Annotated in this window: 14 protein-coding genes; 6 read left to right on the top strand and 8 right to left on the bottom strand. The window is 62.9% G+C overall.

Annotated elements, in window-relative coordinates; translation table 11 throughout:
• Positions 1 to 46 precede the first annotated feature (46 nt).
• From V1292_RS10860 to V1292_RS10840, 5 genes are all read right to left on the bottom strand, one after another.
• Positions 47 to 1,885, bottom strand: a complete 1,839-nt coding sequence (locus V1292_RS10860; RefSeq protein ID WP_334372421.1) for an AMP-dependent synthetase/ligase — start codon at positions 1,883 to 1,885, stop codon at positions 47 to 49.
• A gap of 160 nt (positions 1,886 to 2,045) precedes the next feature.
• Positions 2,046 to 2,825, bottom strand: a complete 780-nt coding sequence (locus tag V1292_RS10855; RefSeq protein WP_028351787.1) for an ABC transporter ATP-binding protein — start codon at positions 2,823 to 2,825, stop codon at positions 2,046 to 2,048.
• A 10-nt stretch (positions 2,826 to 2,835) separates the two neighbouring features.
• A complete protein-coding gene (locus tag V1292_RS10850) occupies positions 2,836 to 3,594 on the bottom strand; it encodes an ABC transporter ATP-binding protein (RefSeq protein WP_028351788.1) in 759 nt (252 codons plus the stop codon).
• Positions 3,591 to 4,742, bottom strand: coding sequence for a branched-chain amino acid ABC transporter permease (locus V1292_RS10845; protein WP_334372420.1), 1,152 nt, complete (start codon positions 4,740 to 4,742; stop codon positions 3,591 to 3,593). Before V1292_RS10845 ends, V1292_RS10850 begins: the two co-directional genes overlap by 4 nt.
• Positions 4,742 to 5,617, bottom strand: coding sequence for a branched-chain amino acid ABC transporter permease (locus V1292_RS10840; RefSeq protein WP_028351790.1), 876 nt, complete (start codon positions 5,615 to 5,617; stop codon positions 4,742 to 4,744). Before V1292_RS10840 ends, V1292_RS10845 begins: the two co-directional genes overlap by 1 nt.
• 288 nt (positions 5,618 to 5,905) lie before the next feature.
• On the opposite strand from V1292_RS10840, the gene V1292_RS10835 reads away from it, so the two are divergent.
• A complete protein-coding gene (locus tag V1292_RS10835) occupies positions 5,906 to 6,658 on the top strand; it encodes an ABC transporter ATP-binding protein (protein WP_334376999.1) in 753 nt (250 codons plus the stop codon).
• Positions 6,655 to 8,178, top strand: coding sequence for a permease (locus V1292_RS10830; RefSeq protein ID WP_334372418.1), 1,524 nt, complete (start codon positions 6,655 to 6,657; stop codon positions 8,176 to 8,178). The genes V1292_RS10835 and V1292_RS10830 overlap by 4 nt, the downstream gene beginning before the upstream one ends.
• Before the next feature lie 58 nt (positions 8,179 to 8,236).
• Here V1292_RS10830 and V1292_RS10825 read toward each other — a convergent pair whose 3' ends face one another.
• A complete protein-coding gene (locus V1292_RS10825; protein WP_442895608.1) occupies positions 8,237 to 9,118 on the bottom strand; it encodes an alpha/beta fold hydrolase in 882 nt (293 codons plus the stop codon).
• 208 nt (positions 9,119 to 9,326) lie between these two features.
• Between V1292_RS10825 and V1292_RS10820 the strand changes: the two genes are divergently transcribed.
• From V1292_RS10820 to V1292_RS10805, 4 genes are all read left to right on the top strand, one after another.
• Positions 9,327 to 10,145 carry an MBL fold metallo-hydrolase gene (locus V1292_RS10820; RefSeq protein WP_334372414.1) on the top strand — a complete coding sequence of 273 codons (819 nt, stop codon included), beginning with the start codon at positions 9,327 to 9,329 and terminating at the stop codon, positions 10,143 to 10,145.
• Positions 10,146 to 10,272: 127 nt separating this feature from the next.
• A complete protein-coding gene (locus V1292_RS10815; protein ID WP_334372412.1) occupies positions 10,273 to 11,271 on the top strand; it encodes an alpha/beta fold hydrolase in 999 nt (332 codons plus the stop codon).
• Between the two features lie 52 nt (positions 11,272 to 11,323).
• Positions 11,324 to 12,376, top strand: coding sequence for an amidohydrolase family protein (locus tag V1292_RS10810; protein WP_334372410.1), 1,053 nt, complete (start codon positions 11,324 to 11,326; stop codon positions 12,374 to 12,376).
• Positions 12,377 to 12,463: 87 nt separating this feature from the next.
• Positions 12,464 to 13,582 (top strand): IS630 family transposase, encoded by a 1,119-nt coding sequence (locus V1292_RS10805; protein ID WP_334372408.1) that lies wholly within the window; start codon positions 12,464 to 12,466, stop codon positions 13,580 to 13,582.
• Here the strand turns inward: V1292_RS10805 and V1292_RS10800 are convergent, their stop codons facing one another.
• Entirely contained in the window at positions 13,583 to 14,839 is a 1,257-nt protein-coding gene (locus V1292_RS10800; protein ID WP_334372406.1) for an aminopeptidase, read from the bottom strand.
• A gap of 209 nt (positions 14,840 to 15,048) precedes the next feature.
• Positions 15,049 to 15,336 (bottom strand): DUF1330 domain-containing protein, encoded by a 288-nt coding sequence (locus V1292_RS10795; RefSeq protein WP_334372404.1) that lies wholly within the window; start codon positions 15,334 to 15,336, stop codon positions 15,049 to 15,051.
• Between the last annotated feature and the right edge of the window lie 25 nt (positions 15,337 to 15,361).

Below are 15,361 nucleotides of genomic sequence, written 5' to 3'. Positions count from 1 at the left end.
TTCTCAGTCCTTCGCCGTTTTCAAATAGCTTGGTTCCAAATGTCGCCTACGCCACCGCCTTCTCGCGATACATCGCTTCGATCTCGGCCGCATAGCGCTTGTTCACGAAGCTGCGCTTCAGCTTCATGGTCGGCGTCAGCTCCTCGTCCTCGGGCGTGAGCTGACGTTCGATCAGGTAGAACTTCTTGATGGTCTCGACACGCGCGAAGTTGGCGTTGACCGCCTCGATCTCGCGCTGGATCAAGTCCTGGATCTCCTGCGCACGGCACAGGCTGGCATAATTGGTAAACGGAATATCGTGGTCCTGCGCGTATTTCTCGACGTTCTCCTGGTCGATCATCACGAGGCAGGTCAAATACGGACGCTTGTCGCCGATCACCACGGCGTCCGAAACGTAAGGCGAGAATTTTAGCTGGTTCTCGATTTCAGACGGCGTGATGTTCTTGCCGCCCGAGGTGATGATGATGTCCTTCATGCGGTCAGTGATCTTGACGAAGCCTTCATTGTCGATCGAGCCGACATCGCCGGTGTGCAGCCATCCCTTGGCGTCGATGGTCTCGGCGGTCTTCTCCGGCTGGTTCAGATAGCCCATGAACAGGAAATCGCCGCGGATCAGGATTTCGCCCTGCGGCGAGATCGCAACCTCGCCCCACGGCGCGGCCTTGCCGACCGACCCGAGCTTGATGCGGTCGGGCGGCATGATGGTCGCGACGCCGCAATTCTCGGTCTGGCCGTAGACTTCGCGCATGTCGAGGCCGAGCGCGAGATACCAGCGGATCAGGTCCGGGGCGATCGGGGCTGCGCCGGTAAAGGCCAGCCGGCACCGATCGAGCCCGAGCATGCGGCGGATGTTGCGGAACACCAGCCAGTAGGCGGCGCGGTTGGCCACCCGCAAGGACAGTGGCGGCGTATCGCCCTGCAGCTTGTACTCGGTCATCCGATTGCCGATAGCGAGCGCGTTGCGGTACATCCAGTTCTGGAACGTGGTTGCGTCCTTCAGCGCGATCGTGATTCCGGAATAGAACTTTTCCCAGATTCTCGGCACCGCGAGGAAGGCGGTCGGCTGCACCTCGCGCAGATTGTCCGGCACCGTCTCCGGGCTTTCGGCGAAGTTCATCACCGATCCCAGCGCCAGCGAGATGTAATAACCGCCGATCCGCTCGGCGACGTGGCAGAGCGGCAGGAACACCAACCGTTCCTCGTTGTCGGTCGACGGAAACAGGTCATTGGCATGGCGCATCTGGTGCGTCACGCTGCGGTTGGAGTGCATGGCGCCCTTGGGCGGGCCGGTAGTGCCCGAGGTGTAGACGAGGATGGCGAGATCGCCTGCGCTGCGGCTCCCGATCATCTCGTCCCACAGCGCCTCGTTACCCAGCGCGTGGTTGCGGCCAAGCGCCATGAATTCGGCGAGCGACAGCACCATCGGGTCGGTAAAGCCGGTCAGGCCTTCCATGTCGAACACGACGATCTTCTGCAGCGTCGGGCAACGCGAACGGCAGGCGAGTATCTTGTCGAGCTGTTCCTCGTCCTCGGCGAAGATTACTTTGGTCGAGGAATCGTTGATGAGATATTCGACCTGCGACGAGGAGTCGGTCGGGTAGATGCCGGACGAAACGCCGCCGGCGCAGAGGATGCCCATGTCGGCATAGACCCATTCCGGCACGGCGTTGGCGATGATCGAGGCGACGTCCCCGGGGCGGAACCCGCTGGCATGCAGGCCATAGGCCACGTCCTTGGATATCTGCAGCCACTCGCGCCAACTGGTCGGCTGCCAGATGCCGAATTTCTTCTCGCGGATCGCCGGCCGGTCGCCGCGTGTTTCCACGGACAGCAAGAAGCTCTTCGCGATCGTGTCGGCGACCGTCAGCACTGCCGGTCTGGCCATGCGCATCTCCTCCCTCTGTCGCCCGCCTCCGGTGCCGGTGTTTGAACCGGTCTTGGTGTTCGAAGCAGGGCTCGAATTTAGCTCTAACTCGCTCTTAACGCCATGCTTTTGACTGCGACGGTTAACGCCAGATCTTCTGACGCCAAATCTTCTAAGTCTTCTAACGCCAGGTCTTCTTTTTCTTCCAGCGCCGTTCGCCGCGGGCGCCCTCCTCCTTGGCGCCGAGATAGAATTCCTGGATGTCCTTTGAATTCATCAGCCGCTCGCAGGTGTCGTTCATCACGACCCGGCCGATTTCCAGCACATAGCCGTAATGCGCGGTCTCCAGCGCTACCTTGGCGTTCTGCTCGACGAGGAGGATCGACATGCCCTGCTCCTCGTTGACGCGCTTGATGATGGCGAAGATCTCTTTCACCAGGATCGGCGACAGGCCGAGTGAGGGCTCGTCCAAAAGTAGTAGGGTCGGCCGGTTCATCAGCGCCCGCCCGATCGCCAGCATCTGCTGCTCGCCGCCGGAAAGCTGCCCGGCCGGCTGATTGATGCGTTCCTTCAGCCGCGGGAAATAGCCGTAGACGCGATCGAGATCCTCGGCGACGCCGGCCCGATCCTTGCGCGGATAGGCACCCATCATCAGATTTTCGCGTACCGAGAGGAACGGAAACACCTCGCGTCCCTCCGGCACGTGGCTCAAGCCCAGCCGGACGATCTTGTCGGCTTCCATGCGCTGGATCGGTTTGCCCAAGAATTCGATCGAGCCTTTTTGCGGATCGAGAATGCCGGAGATGGTCTTGAGCACGGTGGTCTTGCCGGCGCCGTTGGCGCCGAGCAGGGTGACGATGCGGCCGCGCGGCACCTCCAGGCTGATGCCGCGGATGGCCATGATCGGCCCGTAATAGCTCTCGATATTGCTAAGCTTGAGGATGATGTCGGAAGCGCTCATGGCATCATCCTCATGCGCCGAGATAGGCGGCGACGACATCGGGATGGCGCTGCACCTCGGACGGCGAGCCCATCGCGAGCACGCGGCCATAGTTAAGCGCAATCACGCGGTCGGAGACGCGATTGACCAGCGTCATGTCGTGCTCGACCATCAAGACGGTGATGCCAAGCTCGGTCTTCATGTCGCGGATCCAGAACGACATGTCCTCGGTCTCCTCGACATTGAGGCCGGAGGACGGCTCGTCCAGCAGGATCAGCTTCGGCTCGGAGCACAGCGCGCGCGCCAGCTCGATCACCTTGCGGACGCCGTAAGGCAGTCCCGAGATCAGCTTGTCGCGATAGGCTTCGAGATCGAGAAATTCGATTACCTGCTCGACACGGCGGCGATGCATCTTTTCGCCGGCGCGCACGCTCGGCAGGAACAGCAATTCCTGCCAGAGCCGCGTGGTGGAGTGGCGGTGCCGGCCGACCAGGAGATTGCTCAGCATGGTCGCATTCTCGAACAATTCGATGTTCTGGAAGGTGCGGGCGATGCCGAGGCCTGCGATATCGTAGGCCGGCTGATTGGTAATATCCTGGTCCTCGAAGAAGATCCTGCCCGAGGTCGGCGGATAAATCCGCGAGATCAGGTTGAAGATTGAACTCTTGCCGGCGCCGTTCGGGCCGATGATCGAGAGTATCTCGCCCTTTTCCACAGCGAAGCTGACGGAATCGACAGCTTTGAGGCCGCCGAAGTGCAGAGAGAGATTTTCCGCACGGAAATAGCTCATCGGTTCCGCTCCGATTTCACGTAGATCTTCTGGCGTTTGAAGGTGGCGCGCTTGTAGAGCGGGAAGAGCTGGAAGAAGAGTTTTATCTTCAGCCAGCGGCCGTAGAGACCGAGCGGCTCGAACAGCACGAACAGCACGATGATTACCCCGTAGATGGCGCCCTTCAGGCCGTTGGCGGACGCAATGGCGGCGACGTTGCCGTGAATTTTCGCGGCCGTAATGCTGTCAGCGCCGAAGGTCGCTGCGATGCCGGCGATGATGCCGGGCAGGTCGTCCTTCAGGTACGTCAGGAACGGATCGATCATGACCAGAAAGATTGCACCTAACACCGCGCCGTGCAGGCTGAAGGCGCCGCCGATCAGGATCACGATGATGAACTCAATCGAGAGCTGCAGCGTGAACATTTCCGGCGAAATGAAGGAGAGCTTGTGCGCGAACAGCACGCCGGCGAGGCCTGTGATCGCCGCGCTGATCGCAAACGACTTCACCTTGTAGAGCGACACGTTGACGCCCATGCTGCGCGCCGCGGTTTCGCTGTCGCGGATCGCGACGAAGGCGCGTCCTGTCGGCGAGCGCAGCAGATTGAGCGCGCCGACGATGGTGAGGATCAGTACAGCAAGACAGAGATAGTAGAAGGTCGGGCCGTTTTGCGGCACCGCCTGCCCGAACAGGCTCAGCGTCTTGACCCGCATGCCCTCGTTGCCGTGGGTTACGCTTTCCCAGCGAGCCAGCACCTCCTCGACGATGAAGGCAAAGGAAATCGTCGCGATGACGAGATAAATGCCCGTCAGCCGCAGCGCCGGGAATCCGACCAGCGCACCGACCACGCCGGTCAACAGGCCGCCGGCCAGGAAGTAGACCGGAAACGGCACGTTGAACTGCTGCAGATAGGCCGCCGTGTAGGCGCCGATCGCCAGAAAGGCGGCGTGTCCGAGCGAGGCCTGCCCGGTGAAGCCGGTGAGAATCATCAGTCCCACGCCAACCGTCGCATAGATGCAGACGAACACCAGTTGGCTGACGAGATAGCTGGAAAGCACGAACGGCGCGATCAGCAGAAACGCCAGCAGGATACCGTAGGAGACGACGTAGCCGCTGTGCGGAAAAAGCTTGATGTCGTCTTCGTATTCCGTCTTGAAGAGAAAACGCATTAGACCTTCTTCCGCATGTGAACACCGAACAGGCCTTCGGGCTTGAGCAGCAGCACCACCAGAAGGACGATGTAGGGCGCGACGTCTTTCCAGCCCTGCGGCAGGTAGAAGCCGGCCATGCTCTCGATCACGCCGATCAGCACGCCGCCGACCACGGCACCCGGAATCGAGCCGAAACCGCCGAGCACGGCGGCGGGAAATGCTTTCAGGCCGAGCACCAGTCCGACATTGGAGTGAATGAAGGTGATGGGCGCCAGCAGCACGCCAGCTGCGGTCGCGACCGCCGCAGCGATCGCCCACACGATCGAGACCACGCGCTTGACCGGAATGCCCATGTAGTAGGCAGCGAGCATGTTCTCCGAACTGGCGCGCATCGCGGTGCCGAGCGTGGTGCGGTTGAAGAACAGGTACAGCAGCGCGCAGAGGATGATGGTGGCGGCGATCACCGACAGCTTGTCGTATGCCAGCACCAGCGAGCCGATTCGCAGCACACCGTCGCTGAACGGCGTCTCGATCTTGAAATCGTCGGTGCCCCAGATCATGCCGACCACGGAGCGCAGGAAGTAACCGAGCCCGATCGTCGCCATGATGATGGAAAACTGCGGATAGCCGAGGATCGGACGCACCACCACACGTTCGGCCAGCATGCCGAACAGTGCCATGGCGATGACGGCACCGGCGAATCCGAGCCAGTAATTGAGACCAAGCATGCCGATGAATGTGAAGGCGAAGAATCCGCCCAGCATCATCAAATCGCCCTGGGCGAAATTGACGACCTCGGTTGCCTTGTAAATGAGCACGAAACCGAGCGCGATCAGGCCATAAACGCAGCCGAGCGCGATGCCACTCACGAGCTGCTGAACGAAGTCCAGCATCATTTCCCTCCCCGATGCCGGGCGATTCTGTCGATCGCCTCCTTCGCATCTTGTGTCTACACGCTGCCCGGCATCGACGACGCCTGCAGCCGCATATGTCCCGTCGCATTGAGCCCAAAGCGCCGACCGCTGTCAACAAAGCGCTGCGAGCGGCGCCGTTAACAATTGCGGAGAAATGCCGCAGCCCGGGAAGTTGCGGGGGTCGGCGCGATTTGGTGCACCAGATTCACCGCGCCGAAAGTTCTTCGGTACATGGTCCGCGACGAACAAATGGATCGTTCCGAAATCATGAAAGCGGATGTATCGGCGCTCGAGGTGCAAGGGTTAACGAAGCGTTTTGACCGCCCGGCGGTCGATGCGCTCGACCTCACCGTTCGCACCGGCGAGTTCTACGCCCTGCTCGGCCCGAACGGCGCCGGCAAGACCACGACCTTGCGCATGGTCGCCGGTCTGCTCAAGCCCGACGCAGGCTCTGTATCCATATTGGGCATTGATGCGCTTGCCGATCCCGTCGCCGCCAAGCAGATCATGGCCTGGGTTTCCGACGAGCCCATGATCTACGACAAGCTGACGCCGCTGGAATATCTCGAATTCGTCGCCGGCCTGTGGGGCATCGATCCTGCAACTTCCGAAACTTCCGCTCACCAGCTTCTGGCGTCGCTCGGACTCGAGCCGCATCTGCACGAACGCTGCGAGGGATTTTCCAAGGGCATGCGGCAGAAGGTGGCGCTCGCCGGCGCACTGGTTCACAATCCCCGGCTGATCATCCTGGACGAGCCGCTGACCGGGTTAGATGCGCTGTCGGCGCGTCACGTCAAGGGATTGCTGCAGGAGCGCGTCCGCTCCGGCTGCACGGTGATCATGACGACGCATATTCTCGAAGTCGCCGAGCGGATGGCCGACCGGATCGGCGTCATCGCCGCGGGACGGCTGGTGGCCGAGGGTACGCTCAGCGAGCTGCGCCAGCAGAATGGCCGCGGCGACACCAGTCTCGAAGACATGTTCATCGCGCTCGTCGACGCCGACGCGGCCGCCGCATGAGTTCGGCCGCGGCGCTCACCTGGTTTGCCCGGCACGAGATCCGGCTGGCCTGGCGCGAATGGCTGGCCATGATGACCGGTAGCCGGGGAAAACGAAAGCGCGCCATCATCGCCCTGGTCGTGTTCGCTGCCATCATGCATTTGCCGGCCTATGCCGTAATCGGCCGCTTCGCCGATTTGCAGGCACCGCTCGGCAAGCCGGAACTGATCGTCATCACCGCGACCATCTTTCTCGCCTGGGCTTTGATGCTGTCGCAGGCGATCGAATCCGTGACGCGGGTGTTTTACGCCCGCGCCGATCTTGACCTCCTGATGTCGTCACCAGCCAACCTCGCCAACGTGTTCTCGGTGCGGATCGCGGCGATCGCGCTATCCGTCATCGGAATGGCACTGCTATTGTCGACGCCCTTTGTCGACGTTCTCGTGATCGGCGGCGGCGCGCGCTGGCTCTCGGCGTTCGGCGTCGTCGTCGCCATCGGCCTTTCGGCTGCAGCGGTAGCGATCGCGATCACCGTGCTGCTGTTCAGGCTGATCGGCCCGAGCCGCACCCGCCTCGTCGCACAGATCGTGGCCGCCGTCATCGGCGCCGGCTTCGTCATCGCGCTCCAGGTCGCGGCCATTCTTTCCTACGGTACGTTGTCTCGCTTCGCCGTGCTGACCTCCGATGCCGCTTCAGCCTATGCGCCTGATCTCGACAGTCCGCTGTGGTGGCCGGCGCGTGCGGCGATCGGCGACGGCATGGTGCTGTCATGGCTCATGGCCGGCGGGCTCCTGCTGCTCGGCGCCGTGATGGCGGTCTTTTCGCCGCGATTTGCTGATACCGTCGTCCGAGTCGCCGCAACCACGCGCTCTGTCCGTCGCGGGCCGCGCGCCACGGCATTTCGCGGCGGCTCGCGGCAACGGGCGCTACGCACCAAGGAGTTCCTGCTGCTGCGGCGCGACCCGTGGCTGCTATCGCAAAGCCTGATGCAATTGCTGTATCTGGTGCCGCCGGCCCTGATGCTGTGGCGAAGTTTTTCCGAAAGCTCTGACGCGATCGTGCTGATCACGCCGGTGATCGTGATGGCGGCGGGCCAGCTTGCCGGCGGCCTCGCATGGCTGACGATATCAGGAGAAGATGCCGCCGACCTGGTCGCAACCGCACCGCTGCCGCCCTCGCGCGTGATCCGCGCGAAGGTCGAAGTGGTGCTGATCTCAATCGGCGCCATCTTCACGCCGCTGATCGCAGCCCTTGCGTTTGCCTCCTTGACGCAGGCGATCGTCACCGCGCTCGGCGTCATTATCGCGACCGTCTCCGCCGCCGCGATCCAGCTCTGGTTCCGCGTGCAGGCCAAACGCACCCAGTTCCGCCGCCGCCAGACCTCGTCGCGACTGGCGACCTTCGCGGAAGCCTTCTGCTCGATCGGCTGGGCCGCGACGTCAGCTCTCGCCGTCACCATCCCGATTGCCGCCGTGATCAGCGGCGCGCTGACCGCGGCGATCCTGGCTGCGACGTGGAAGATCAGCCCACGGCGGGATTAGAGACTACTACCTCTCCAACCCCGCCTGCTCACGTCGCCCCAGCGTTTGATCTCCCTTATCAGCGAGCCAACTCCATCACCGCCGCCGCAAACGCCTCCGGCGCTTCCTGCGGCAGATTGTGCCCGACGCGCGGCACCACGCGATGGACGCGGCGGCCGGTGAATTTCGACGCGCTGGCGGCGCCATCGGTTGCGGGCGCCACGCCATCGCCCGCGCCGTCCAGCGTGATTGACGGCACGGTGATGGGCGGAAGTGCCGCCAGCCTGCGCTGGATGTCGGCATATTGCGGATCCCCCTCGGCCAGACCGAAACGGTGGCGATAGCTGTGGATCACCACATCGACGTAATCGGGATTGTCGTGGGCCATTGCAGTCCGCTCGAAACAGGCATCGTCGAACGACCAGTTCGGCGACCACTGCGTCCACAATATTCGGGCGATCTCGCGTCGGTTGGCGGCAAGACCGGCGCGGCCGCGCTCGAGCTGGAAGTAATACTGGTACCACAGCGCCACCTCGCGTTCGGGGCGCATTGGCACCATGGCGTTGGCAATATCCTGGATCAGATAGGAATTGACGCAGACGAGGCCGAGGCAACGCGCCGGCCATAAGGCGGCGCCGACGCAGGCCGCGCGGCCACCCCAGTCGTAGCCGGCAAACACCGCGTGGCTTATGCCGAGCGCATCCATCAGCGCCATCACGTCCGCGCCGACCGCCGCCTGCTCGCCCGAGCGCGGCGTTGCGGCATCGCGAAACCGGGTCGGGCCATAGCCGCGCAGATATGGAACGATAACACGGCAGCCCTGGGCAGCCAGTTGCGGCGCGACGTCGACATAGGAATGAATGTCATAGGGAAAGCCATGCATCAGCATCACGGCGGGGCCATCTGCCGGGCCCGCCTCGTAATAGGCGATGCTGAGCGGGCCGGCATCGACCTGCCGCAGCGGCTCCAGCAGCTTCGATGACGGGGCACGCGAGGCCGGGGCGGCGGATTCTTCAGTCACGGCGAACTCCCAGGTTGTTTCTTACAATATGTCATGGCCCGGCCCCGATGAAGCAAATCCGGCGCGCTGCCGTGCGCGAATGCCATGACGTCTCCCGAATTCGGCGATACAGTGTCGCCCACGGCCTTCACCGCTGACGGGTCATGCCATGTTGCGATCCCTTGCTGCCGCCCTCGCCTTCCTCGGTTCGCTGATTGAGCCTGCGGCCGCCCAACAGCAGCCTTTACGCAGCGAGTGCCTCGCGATGGCGAACGCGCCGCCACGCGCCGTTCCGGTCAGCCTGCGCCGTACCGCCGCCAGGGTGGAAGAGGTCGCGATTACCTATGTCGGACATTCCACCTATTACATCGACACGCCCGACGGCGTGCGGATCGGGACTGACTTCAACGGCGCCTACCGGACCGGCCGCCTGCCTGATGTCGTTACCATGAACCGTGCGCACTCGACGCATTACACTTTGTTCCCCGACCCGAAGATTGCGCACGTGTTGCATGGCTGGGGCGAGAACGGACAGGCGGCGCAAATATCTACGCGTGTCGGCGACGTCTATATCCGCAACGTGCCGACCGACATCCGCCGCTACTATGGCGAGGGCTCCAGCGGCGGCATGATCAAGGACGGCAACTCCATCTTCATCTTCGAGGTCGCCGGCCTCTGCATCGGCCATCTCGGACATCTGCACCACAAGCTCGACGAGACGCATTTCGCGGCGATCGGCCGGCTCGACATCGTGATGGTGCCGATCGACGGCACCTATACGATGTCGCTCGATGGCGTTTCCGAGATCACCAAGCGGCTGCGCTCCTCCATCGTGCTGCCGATGCACCGCTTCGCCACCCCGCTCGACGAATTCATGCGCCTGATCGGCCAGCAATTCCAGATCGACCAGCGAACCGAGCGGACCCTGAAGATTTCGCGGGAGACGCTGCCGGGCACGCCGACGGTGATCATTCTGGAAGGGGTTTGAAAAAGGCGGGACCGCCTACCACCGTCATTGCGAGCGCAGGCGAAGCAATCCACTCTTCCTTTGCGACGCTATGGATTGCTTCGCTGCGCTCGCAATGACGAACAACAATAAGCAAGGGGAGAGAAACTTGAGCGGACCGACGCAGCGGATCATCGAGACTAACGGTATCCACCTCAATATCGCCGAGCAGGGCAAGGGGCCGCCGGTGATCCTGTGTCACGGATTCCCGGAGTCCTGGTATTCCTGGCGCCATCAGCTCACGGCGCTGGCCGCCGCCGGCTTCCACGCCGTCGCTCCGGATATGCGCGGCTACGGCAAGAGCGACCGGCCGGAGGCAATCGATCAATACACGATTTTCCATCTGATCGGTGACCTGATCGGGCTGCTCGATGCCCTCGAGGCGCCGACCGCCGTAGTCGTCGGTCATGACCAGGGCGCGCACATTGCCTGGCAGGCGGCGCGCCTGCGCCCGGACCGCTTCCGCGCCGTTGCAAGTCTCAGCGTACCGCTTCGGCCGCGTGGCCCGGCGCGGCCGACCAGCGTGATGCCGGAGACCGCGGACGCGCAGTTCTACCAACTGTATTTCCAGCAGCCCGGCGCGGCCGAAGCCGAGATGGAGCGGGATCCACGGATCACCGTGCTCAACTCGCTTTATGGTGCGTCGGGCGAAGGTGCGGCTGCATTTCGCGCGGCCGCAGCCCGCGGGGAAAAAACAGGAACTCCCGGCATGGTGCCGCGCAACGGCAGTTGGTTGCGCGAATCGGCGCCACCGCCATTGCCTGCGTGGCTCAGTGACGCGGACGTCGATTTCTACGCCAATGAATTCAAGCGCACCGGCTTCCGCGGTCCACTTAATTATTACCGCAACGTCGACCGCAATTGGGAGCTGATGGCGGCGTTTGCAGGCGTCGCGGTGAAGGTCCCCGCGCTCTTTATCGCCGGCGACCACGACATGGTGATGGCTGCTCCCCCTGGCATGGACCAGCATATCGCCAACCTCAGGCAGTTCGTCACGACGCTGCGTGACGTGCGAATTCTGCCCGGCTGCGGACACTGGACCCAGCAAGAGCGCCCAAGCGAGGTCAGCGCGGCGATCATCGATTTCATCCGTGGCCTGCCGAGCTGACAGTTTGGCCAACGGAAGGTCACACCAACAATAATTTCGAGGAGCGAAATTCATGGCCGCCAGCACTGCACCCGCCTCCAGAAGCGGGCTCTACGCCGATCCGCGCGAGGACTGGCTCGCGCAGCACACCGAAGAGATCATCGATCCTGCCCGCCCGATCGTCGATCCGCATCACCATCTCTGGGACCGCGGCGGCCTGCGCTACATGATCGAGGAGATGGCCGCCGACATCGCCTCCGGCCATAGCATTATCGCGACCGTCTATATCGATTGCCGCTCGATGTATCGCGCGCAGGGGCCGGAAGCGTTTCGTCCGGTCGGCGAGGTCGAGTTCGCCAATGGCGTTGCGGCGATGGCGGCGAGCGGCGGCTATGGCAAGGCCGCGATCTGCGCCGGCATCGTCAGCCACGTCAACCTGCTGCTCGGCGAAGGCGCAACAGCCGTGCTGGAAGCGGAGATCGCTGCCGGCAACGGCCGCTTCCGCGGCATCCGGCATTCCTCGGCGTGGGATGCCGATCCCAACGTCGCCGGCATGTATGCGACGCGGCCGCAGGGGCTGTTACTCGACAGCACGTTTCGCAGGGGCTTTGCCTGCCTCGCGCCATTGGGCCTGAGCTTCGACGCCTGGCTGTTTCATCCGCAGATCGGCGAACTCACCGATCTCGCCCGCGCTTTCCCCGACACCAAAATCGTGCTCGATCATTGCGGCGGCCCGGTTGGCATCGGCCGCTTTGCCGGCCGGCGCGAGGAGGTGTTACCGGAATGGAAGGCCTCGATCCAGGAAATCGCGCGATGCCCGAACGTCGTGGTGAAGCTCGGCGGGCTCGCGATGTGCCTGCTCGGCTACGACTTTCATCTGCGGCCGAAGCCGCCGTCTTCCGAGGAGGTCGCGGCCGCCTGGCGCCCCTATATCGAAACGTGCATCGAGGCGTTCGGACCGAAACGATGCATGTTCGAAAGCAATTTTCCGCCCGACAAGGGCCAGTGTAGCTATCAGGTGATCTTCAACGCCTTCAAGCGGCTGGCCGCGCAATACAGCGAGGCCGAGAAGACGGCGCTGTTTTCGAAGACAGCGACCGACTTCTACAGGCTGACGCTGGGCTAGTGTCCCGAGTCACAAGTTCGCAATCTTAGAGTCGCGTTAGATTCGCGTCGCTGTGCCAAGGAAGGGCAAACAGCGACGGAGCATCCAATGGCGGTCCAGCGACTTGTCCCCCTGATATTGAGCGATGATGAGCGTGCCGAACTGAAGTCGCTGACCATGCGGCGGAAGACGGCGCAGGCGCTGGCTCTGAGAGCCCGGATCGTGCTGACCTGTGCGGAAGGCGGCCAGAACAAGGAAGTGGCAACCAAGCTGGGCCTGGACCGGGCGACGGTAGGAAAGTGGCGGCGGCGTTTTGTGGAGCAGCGTGTGGCCGGGTTGTATGACGAACCACGCTCCGGAGCGCCACGCACGATTGACGATGCCCGCATCGAAGCTGTGATCGTGCGGACGCTGGAGAGCTGCCCCGAGAACGCCACCCATTGGAGTTCTCGCGGCATGGCGAAGGCCAGCGGCCTGTCGGTGTCGACGGTGCAACGCATCTGGCGGGCCTTCGGGCTCCAGCCGCACCGGCTGGAGACGTTCAAGCTCTCGACCGATCCGAACTTCGTGGCCAAGGTGCGCGACGTCGTGGGCCTTTACGTCTCGCCGCCGGAGCACGCCATCGTCCTGTGTGTGGATGAGAAGTCTCAAATCCAGGCGCTGGACCGCAGTCAGCCGATGCTGCCGATGCGTCCCGGCCAGCCGGCCCGAAGGAGCCACGACTACAGAAGGCACGGCACCACATCGCTGTTCGCCGCCCTCGACATTGCGACCGGACGGGTCATCGGCAAGTGTTACGGACGGCACCGTGCCGCCGAGTTCCGCAAGTTCCTCGATGAGATCGAGGCCGCCGTGCCGCGCGAACTCGACGTCCATCTCGTCATGGATAACTACGCTACGCACAAGACTCCGCTGATCCGGCGATGGCTGGCCAAAAGGCCGCGTTGGCACGTGCACCTGACCCCGACCAGTTCGTCATGGCTCAATCAGGTCGAGCGCTTCTTCGCGCTCCTCACGGATCAGAAGATTAGGCGCGGCGTCTACCGCAGTGTCGCCGCCCTCAGGGCTGACATCACTTCGTTCATCGACCGACACAATGCCGATCCCAAGCCGTTCCGATGGACCAAATCAGCCGATGACATCCTTGCTTCCATCGAGCGCTTCTGCCGATACAATGTCTCGGCCAACCACGCCCAGATGTTGCGAACTTCTGGTTCAGGACACTAGCTACGCCCACTCGCCCTTGCGGAATACCGGCACGCGGCTTCCGTCGGCGTGTATACCGTCGATGTCGGTTTCGGCCGTTCCGATCATCCAGTCGATGTGAATGAGGCTCTTGTTGCCGCCCTGTGCCGCAATCTGTTCCGGCGTCAGCTTGTCGCCGCCGACGAAGCATTTCGAGTAGCACTGGCCGAGTGCGATATGGGAGGCGGCGTTCTCGTCGAACAGCGTGTTGAAGAACAACAGCCCGCTTTTTGAGATCGGCGAGGAATGCGGCACCAGCGCCACTTCGCCGAGACGCGCCGCGCCCTCGTCGGTGTCGAGCACCTTCTTGAGCACCTCCTCGCCGCGCGAGGCCCTTGCCTCGACGATGCGGCCTTCCTCGAACCTGACCGCGATGTTGTCGATCAGCGAGCCCTGATAGGACAGTGGCTTGGAGGAGACGACATGGCCGCTGACGCGCCGGCAATGCGGTGTGGTGAAGACTTCCTCGGTCGGGATGTTGGCGTTGCAGGTAATGCCGTTCTTCGCGGTCGAGGCGCCGCCTTCCCATTCGTGGCCATCGGCAAGACCGATCGTCAGATCGGTGCCCGGGCCGGAATATTTCAGCGCGTGGAAGCGCTGGCCGTTCAGCCATTCGGTCCGCTCGCGCAGCACGGCGTTGTGTTTTTCCCAGGCGGCGACGGCGCCATCCTGATCGACGCGAGACGCCGCAAAAATCGCATCCGCCAGTTTTGCCACCGCGACGTCCTCGGGGACGTCAGGGAAAACCTGTTTGGCCCAGGACGGACTCGGATAGGCGATGATGTTCCAGTTGGTATCGAAATTGACGATCTTCTCCAGCGCCGGCTGATAGGCGATCGAATTGGCCTTGCTGGCGCGCGCCACCTTCACCGGGTCCTCGCCCGATAGCAGCATCGGATTGTCGCCGACGATGGCCAGGCGCGCGGTGTTGGCGCCGAACGCCTTCGCCATGCCCTCGTAGAGCCAGTTGGCGGCACGATCGAAACCGGCTTCGTGGCCGTAGCGGTAGCGCGCCAGCGTGATCGCTTCGTCCGACAGTAACGGGGTCACCAAGCCCGCGCCGGCCTGGTAGGCATGTACGGCAATCCGGCGCACCAGCGGCAGCGCGACCGAGGGCGCGGTCAGCAGCAGGTCCTGCCCCGGCTGTAGCCGCAAGCCGACCTTGACCGCGACTTCGGCGAGGCGGTCGAGCTTTACGGGATCAATCGAGACGGAAGCGTTTCGCTCAGGTGCGGTCATGATTCTTTCGGCCAATGCTGAAGGATTTTTAGGGCTTCGCAACATTCGGCCATGATGGCGCAATCATGTCAACGCGAGCGAAGCGCGCGACAGCAGCAATAGCACAAGAATGGCCCGGCGAAAGCCGGCCTCGTTGATGTTCCGGAATGCAACAATGCCAAGCCGGGAACCCCGGCTCGGATCAAGTCAACGTGGCAAAGGCGGGCATCCTACAAACCCCTAACCGCCAGCACGATGGCGTCGGCGCCGGCTTTACGATCGACCGAGATCTCCTGATATTCCGGCGAATTCTGAAATTCCTTTGCCGCGGCGTCGTCAGGAAATTCCATGATCACGACCTTGTCGCGCGGCCATTCGCCTTCCAGTACGGCCGGATCTGCGTCCGCTACCAGCAGCTTGCCACGGAATTTCTTGAACACACCCATGAAGCGCGCCTGATAGCGATCGTAGAGTTCGCGGCGGGTAAACTTCAACTGGGCGATGATGTAGACGCTCATGACGACTCCTCATTTGCGGATTGCG

This window comes from Bradyrhizobium sp. AZCC 1719, from assembly GCF_036924525.1.
Taxonomy (GTDB): domain Bacteria; phylum Pseudomonadota; class Alphaproteobacteria; order Rhizobiales; family Xanthobacteraceae; genus Bradyrhizobium.
The sequence above is the reverse complement of the archived record's forward strand: the minus strand, read 5'-3'. Positions and strand labels throughout refer to the sequence as shown.

Bases quoted from the DNA above. Each gene is read 5' to 3' on its own strand.
- V1292_RS10795 (WP_334372404.1), bottom strand. From the start codon at position 15,336: ATGAGCGTCTACATCATCGCCCAGTTGAAGTTTACCCGCCGCGAACTC.
- V1292_RS10810 (WP_334372410.1), top strand. From the start codon at position 11,324: ATGGCCGCCAGCACTGCACCCGCCTCCAGAAGCGGGCTCTACGCCGAT.
- V1292_RS10830 (WP_334372418.1), top strand. From the start codon at position 6,655: ATGAGTTCGGCCGCGGCGCTCACCTGGTTTGCCCGGCACGAGATCCGG.
- V1292_RS10860 (WP_334372421.1), bottom strand. From the start codon at position 1,885: ATGGCCAGACCGGCAGTGCTGACGGTCGCCGACACGATCGCGAAGAGC.
- V1292_RS10835 (WP_334376999.1), top strand. From the start codon at position 5,906: ATGAAAGCGGATGTATCGGCGCTCGAGGTGCAAGGGTTAACGAAGCGT.
- V1292_RS10800 (WP_334372406.1), bottom strand. From the start codon at position 14,839: ATGACCGCACCTGAGCGAAACGCTTCCGTCTCGATTGATCCCGTAAAG.
- V1292_RS10820 (WP_334372414.1), top strand. From the start codon at position 9,327: ATGTTGCGATCCCTTGCTGCCGCCCTCGCCTTCCTCGGTTCGCTGATT.
- V1292_RS10805 (WP_334372408.1), top strand. From the start codon at position 12,464: ATGGCGGTCCAGCGACTTGTCCCCCTGATATTGAGCGATGATGAGCGT.
- V1292_RS10845 (WP_334372420.1), bottom strand. From the start codon at position 4,742: ATGCGTTTTCTCTTCAAGACGGAATACGAAGACGACATCAAGCTTTTT.
- V1292_RS10855 (WP_028351787.1), bottom strand. From the start codon at position 2,825: ATGAGCGCTTCCGACATCATCCTCAAGCTTAGCAATATCGAGAGCTAT.
- V1292_RS10850 (WP_028351788.1), bottom strand. From the start codon at position 3,594: ATGAGCTATTTCCGTGCGGAAAATCTCTCTCTGCACTTCGGCGGCCTC.
- V1292_RS10840 (WP_028351790.1), bottom strand. From the start codon at position 5,617: ATGCTGGACTTCGTTCAGCAGCTCGTGAGTGGCATCGCGCTCGGCTGC.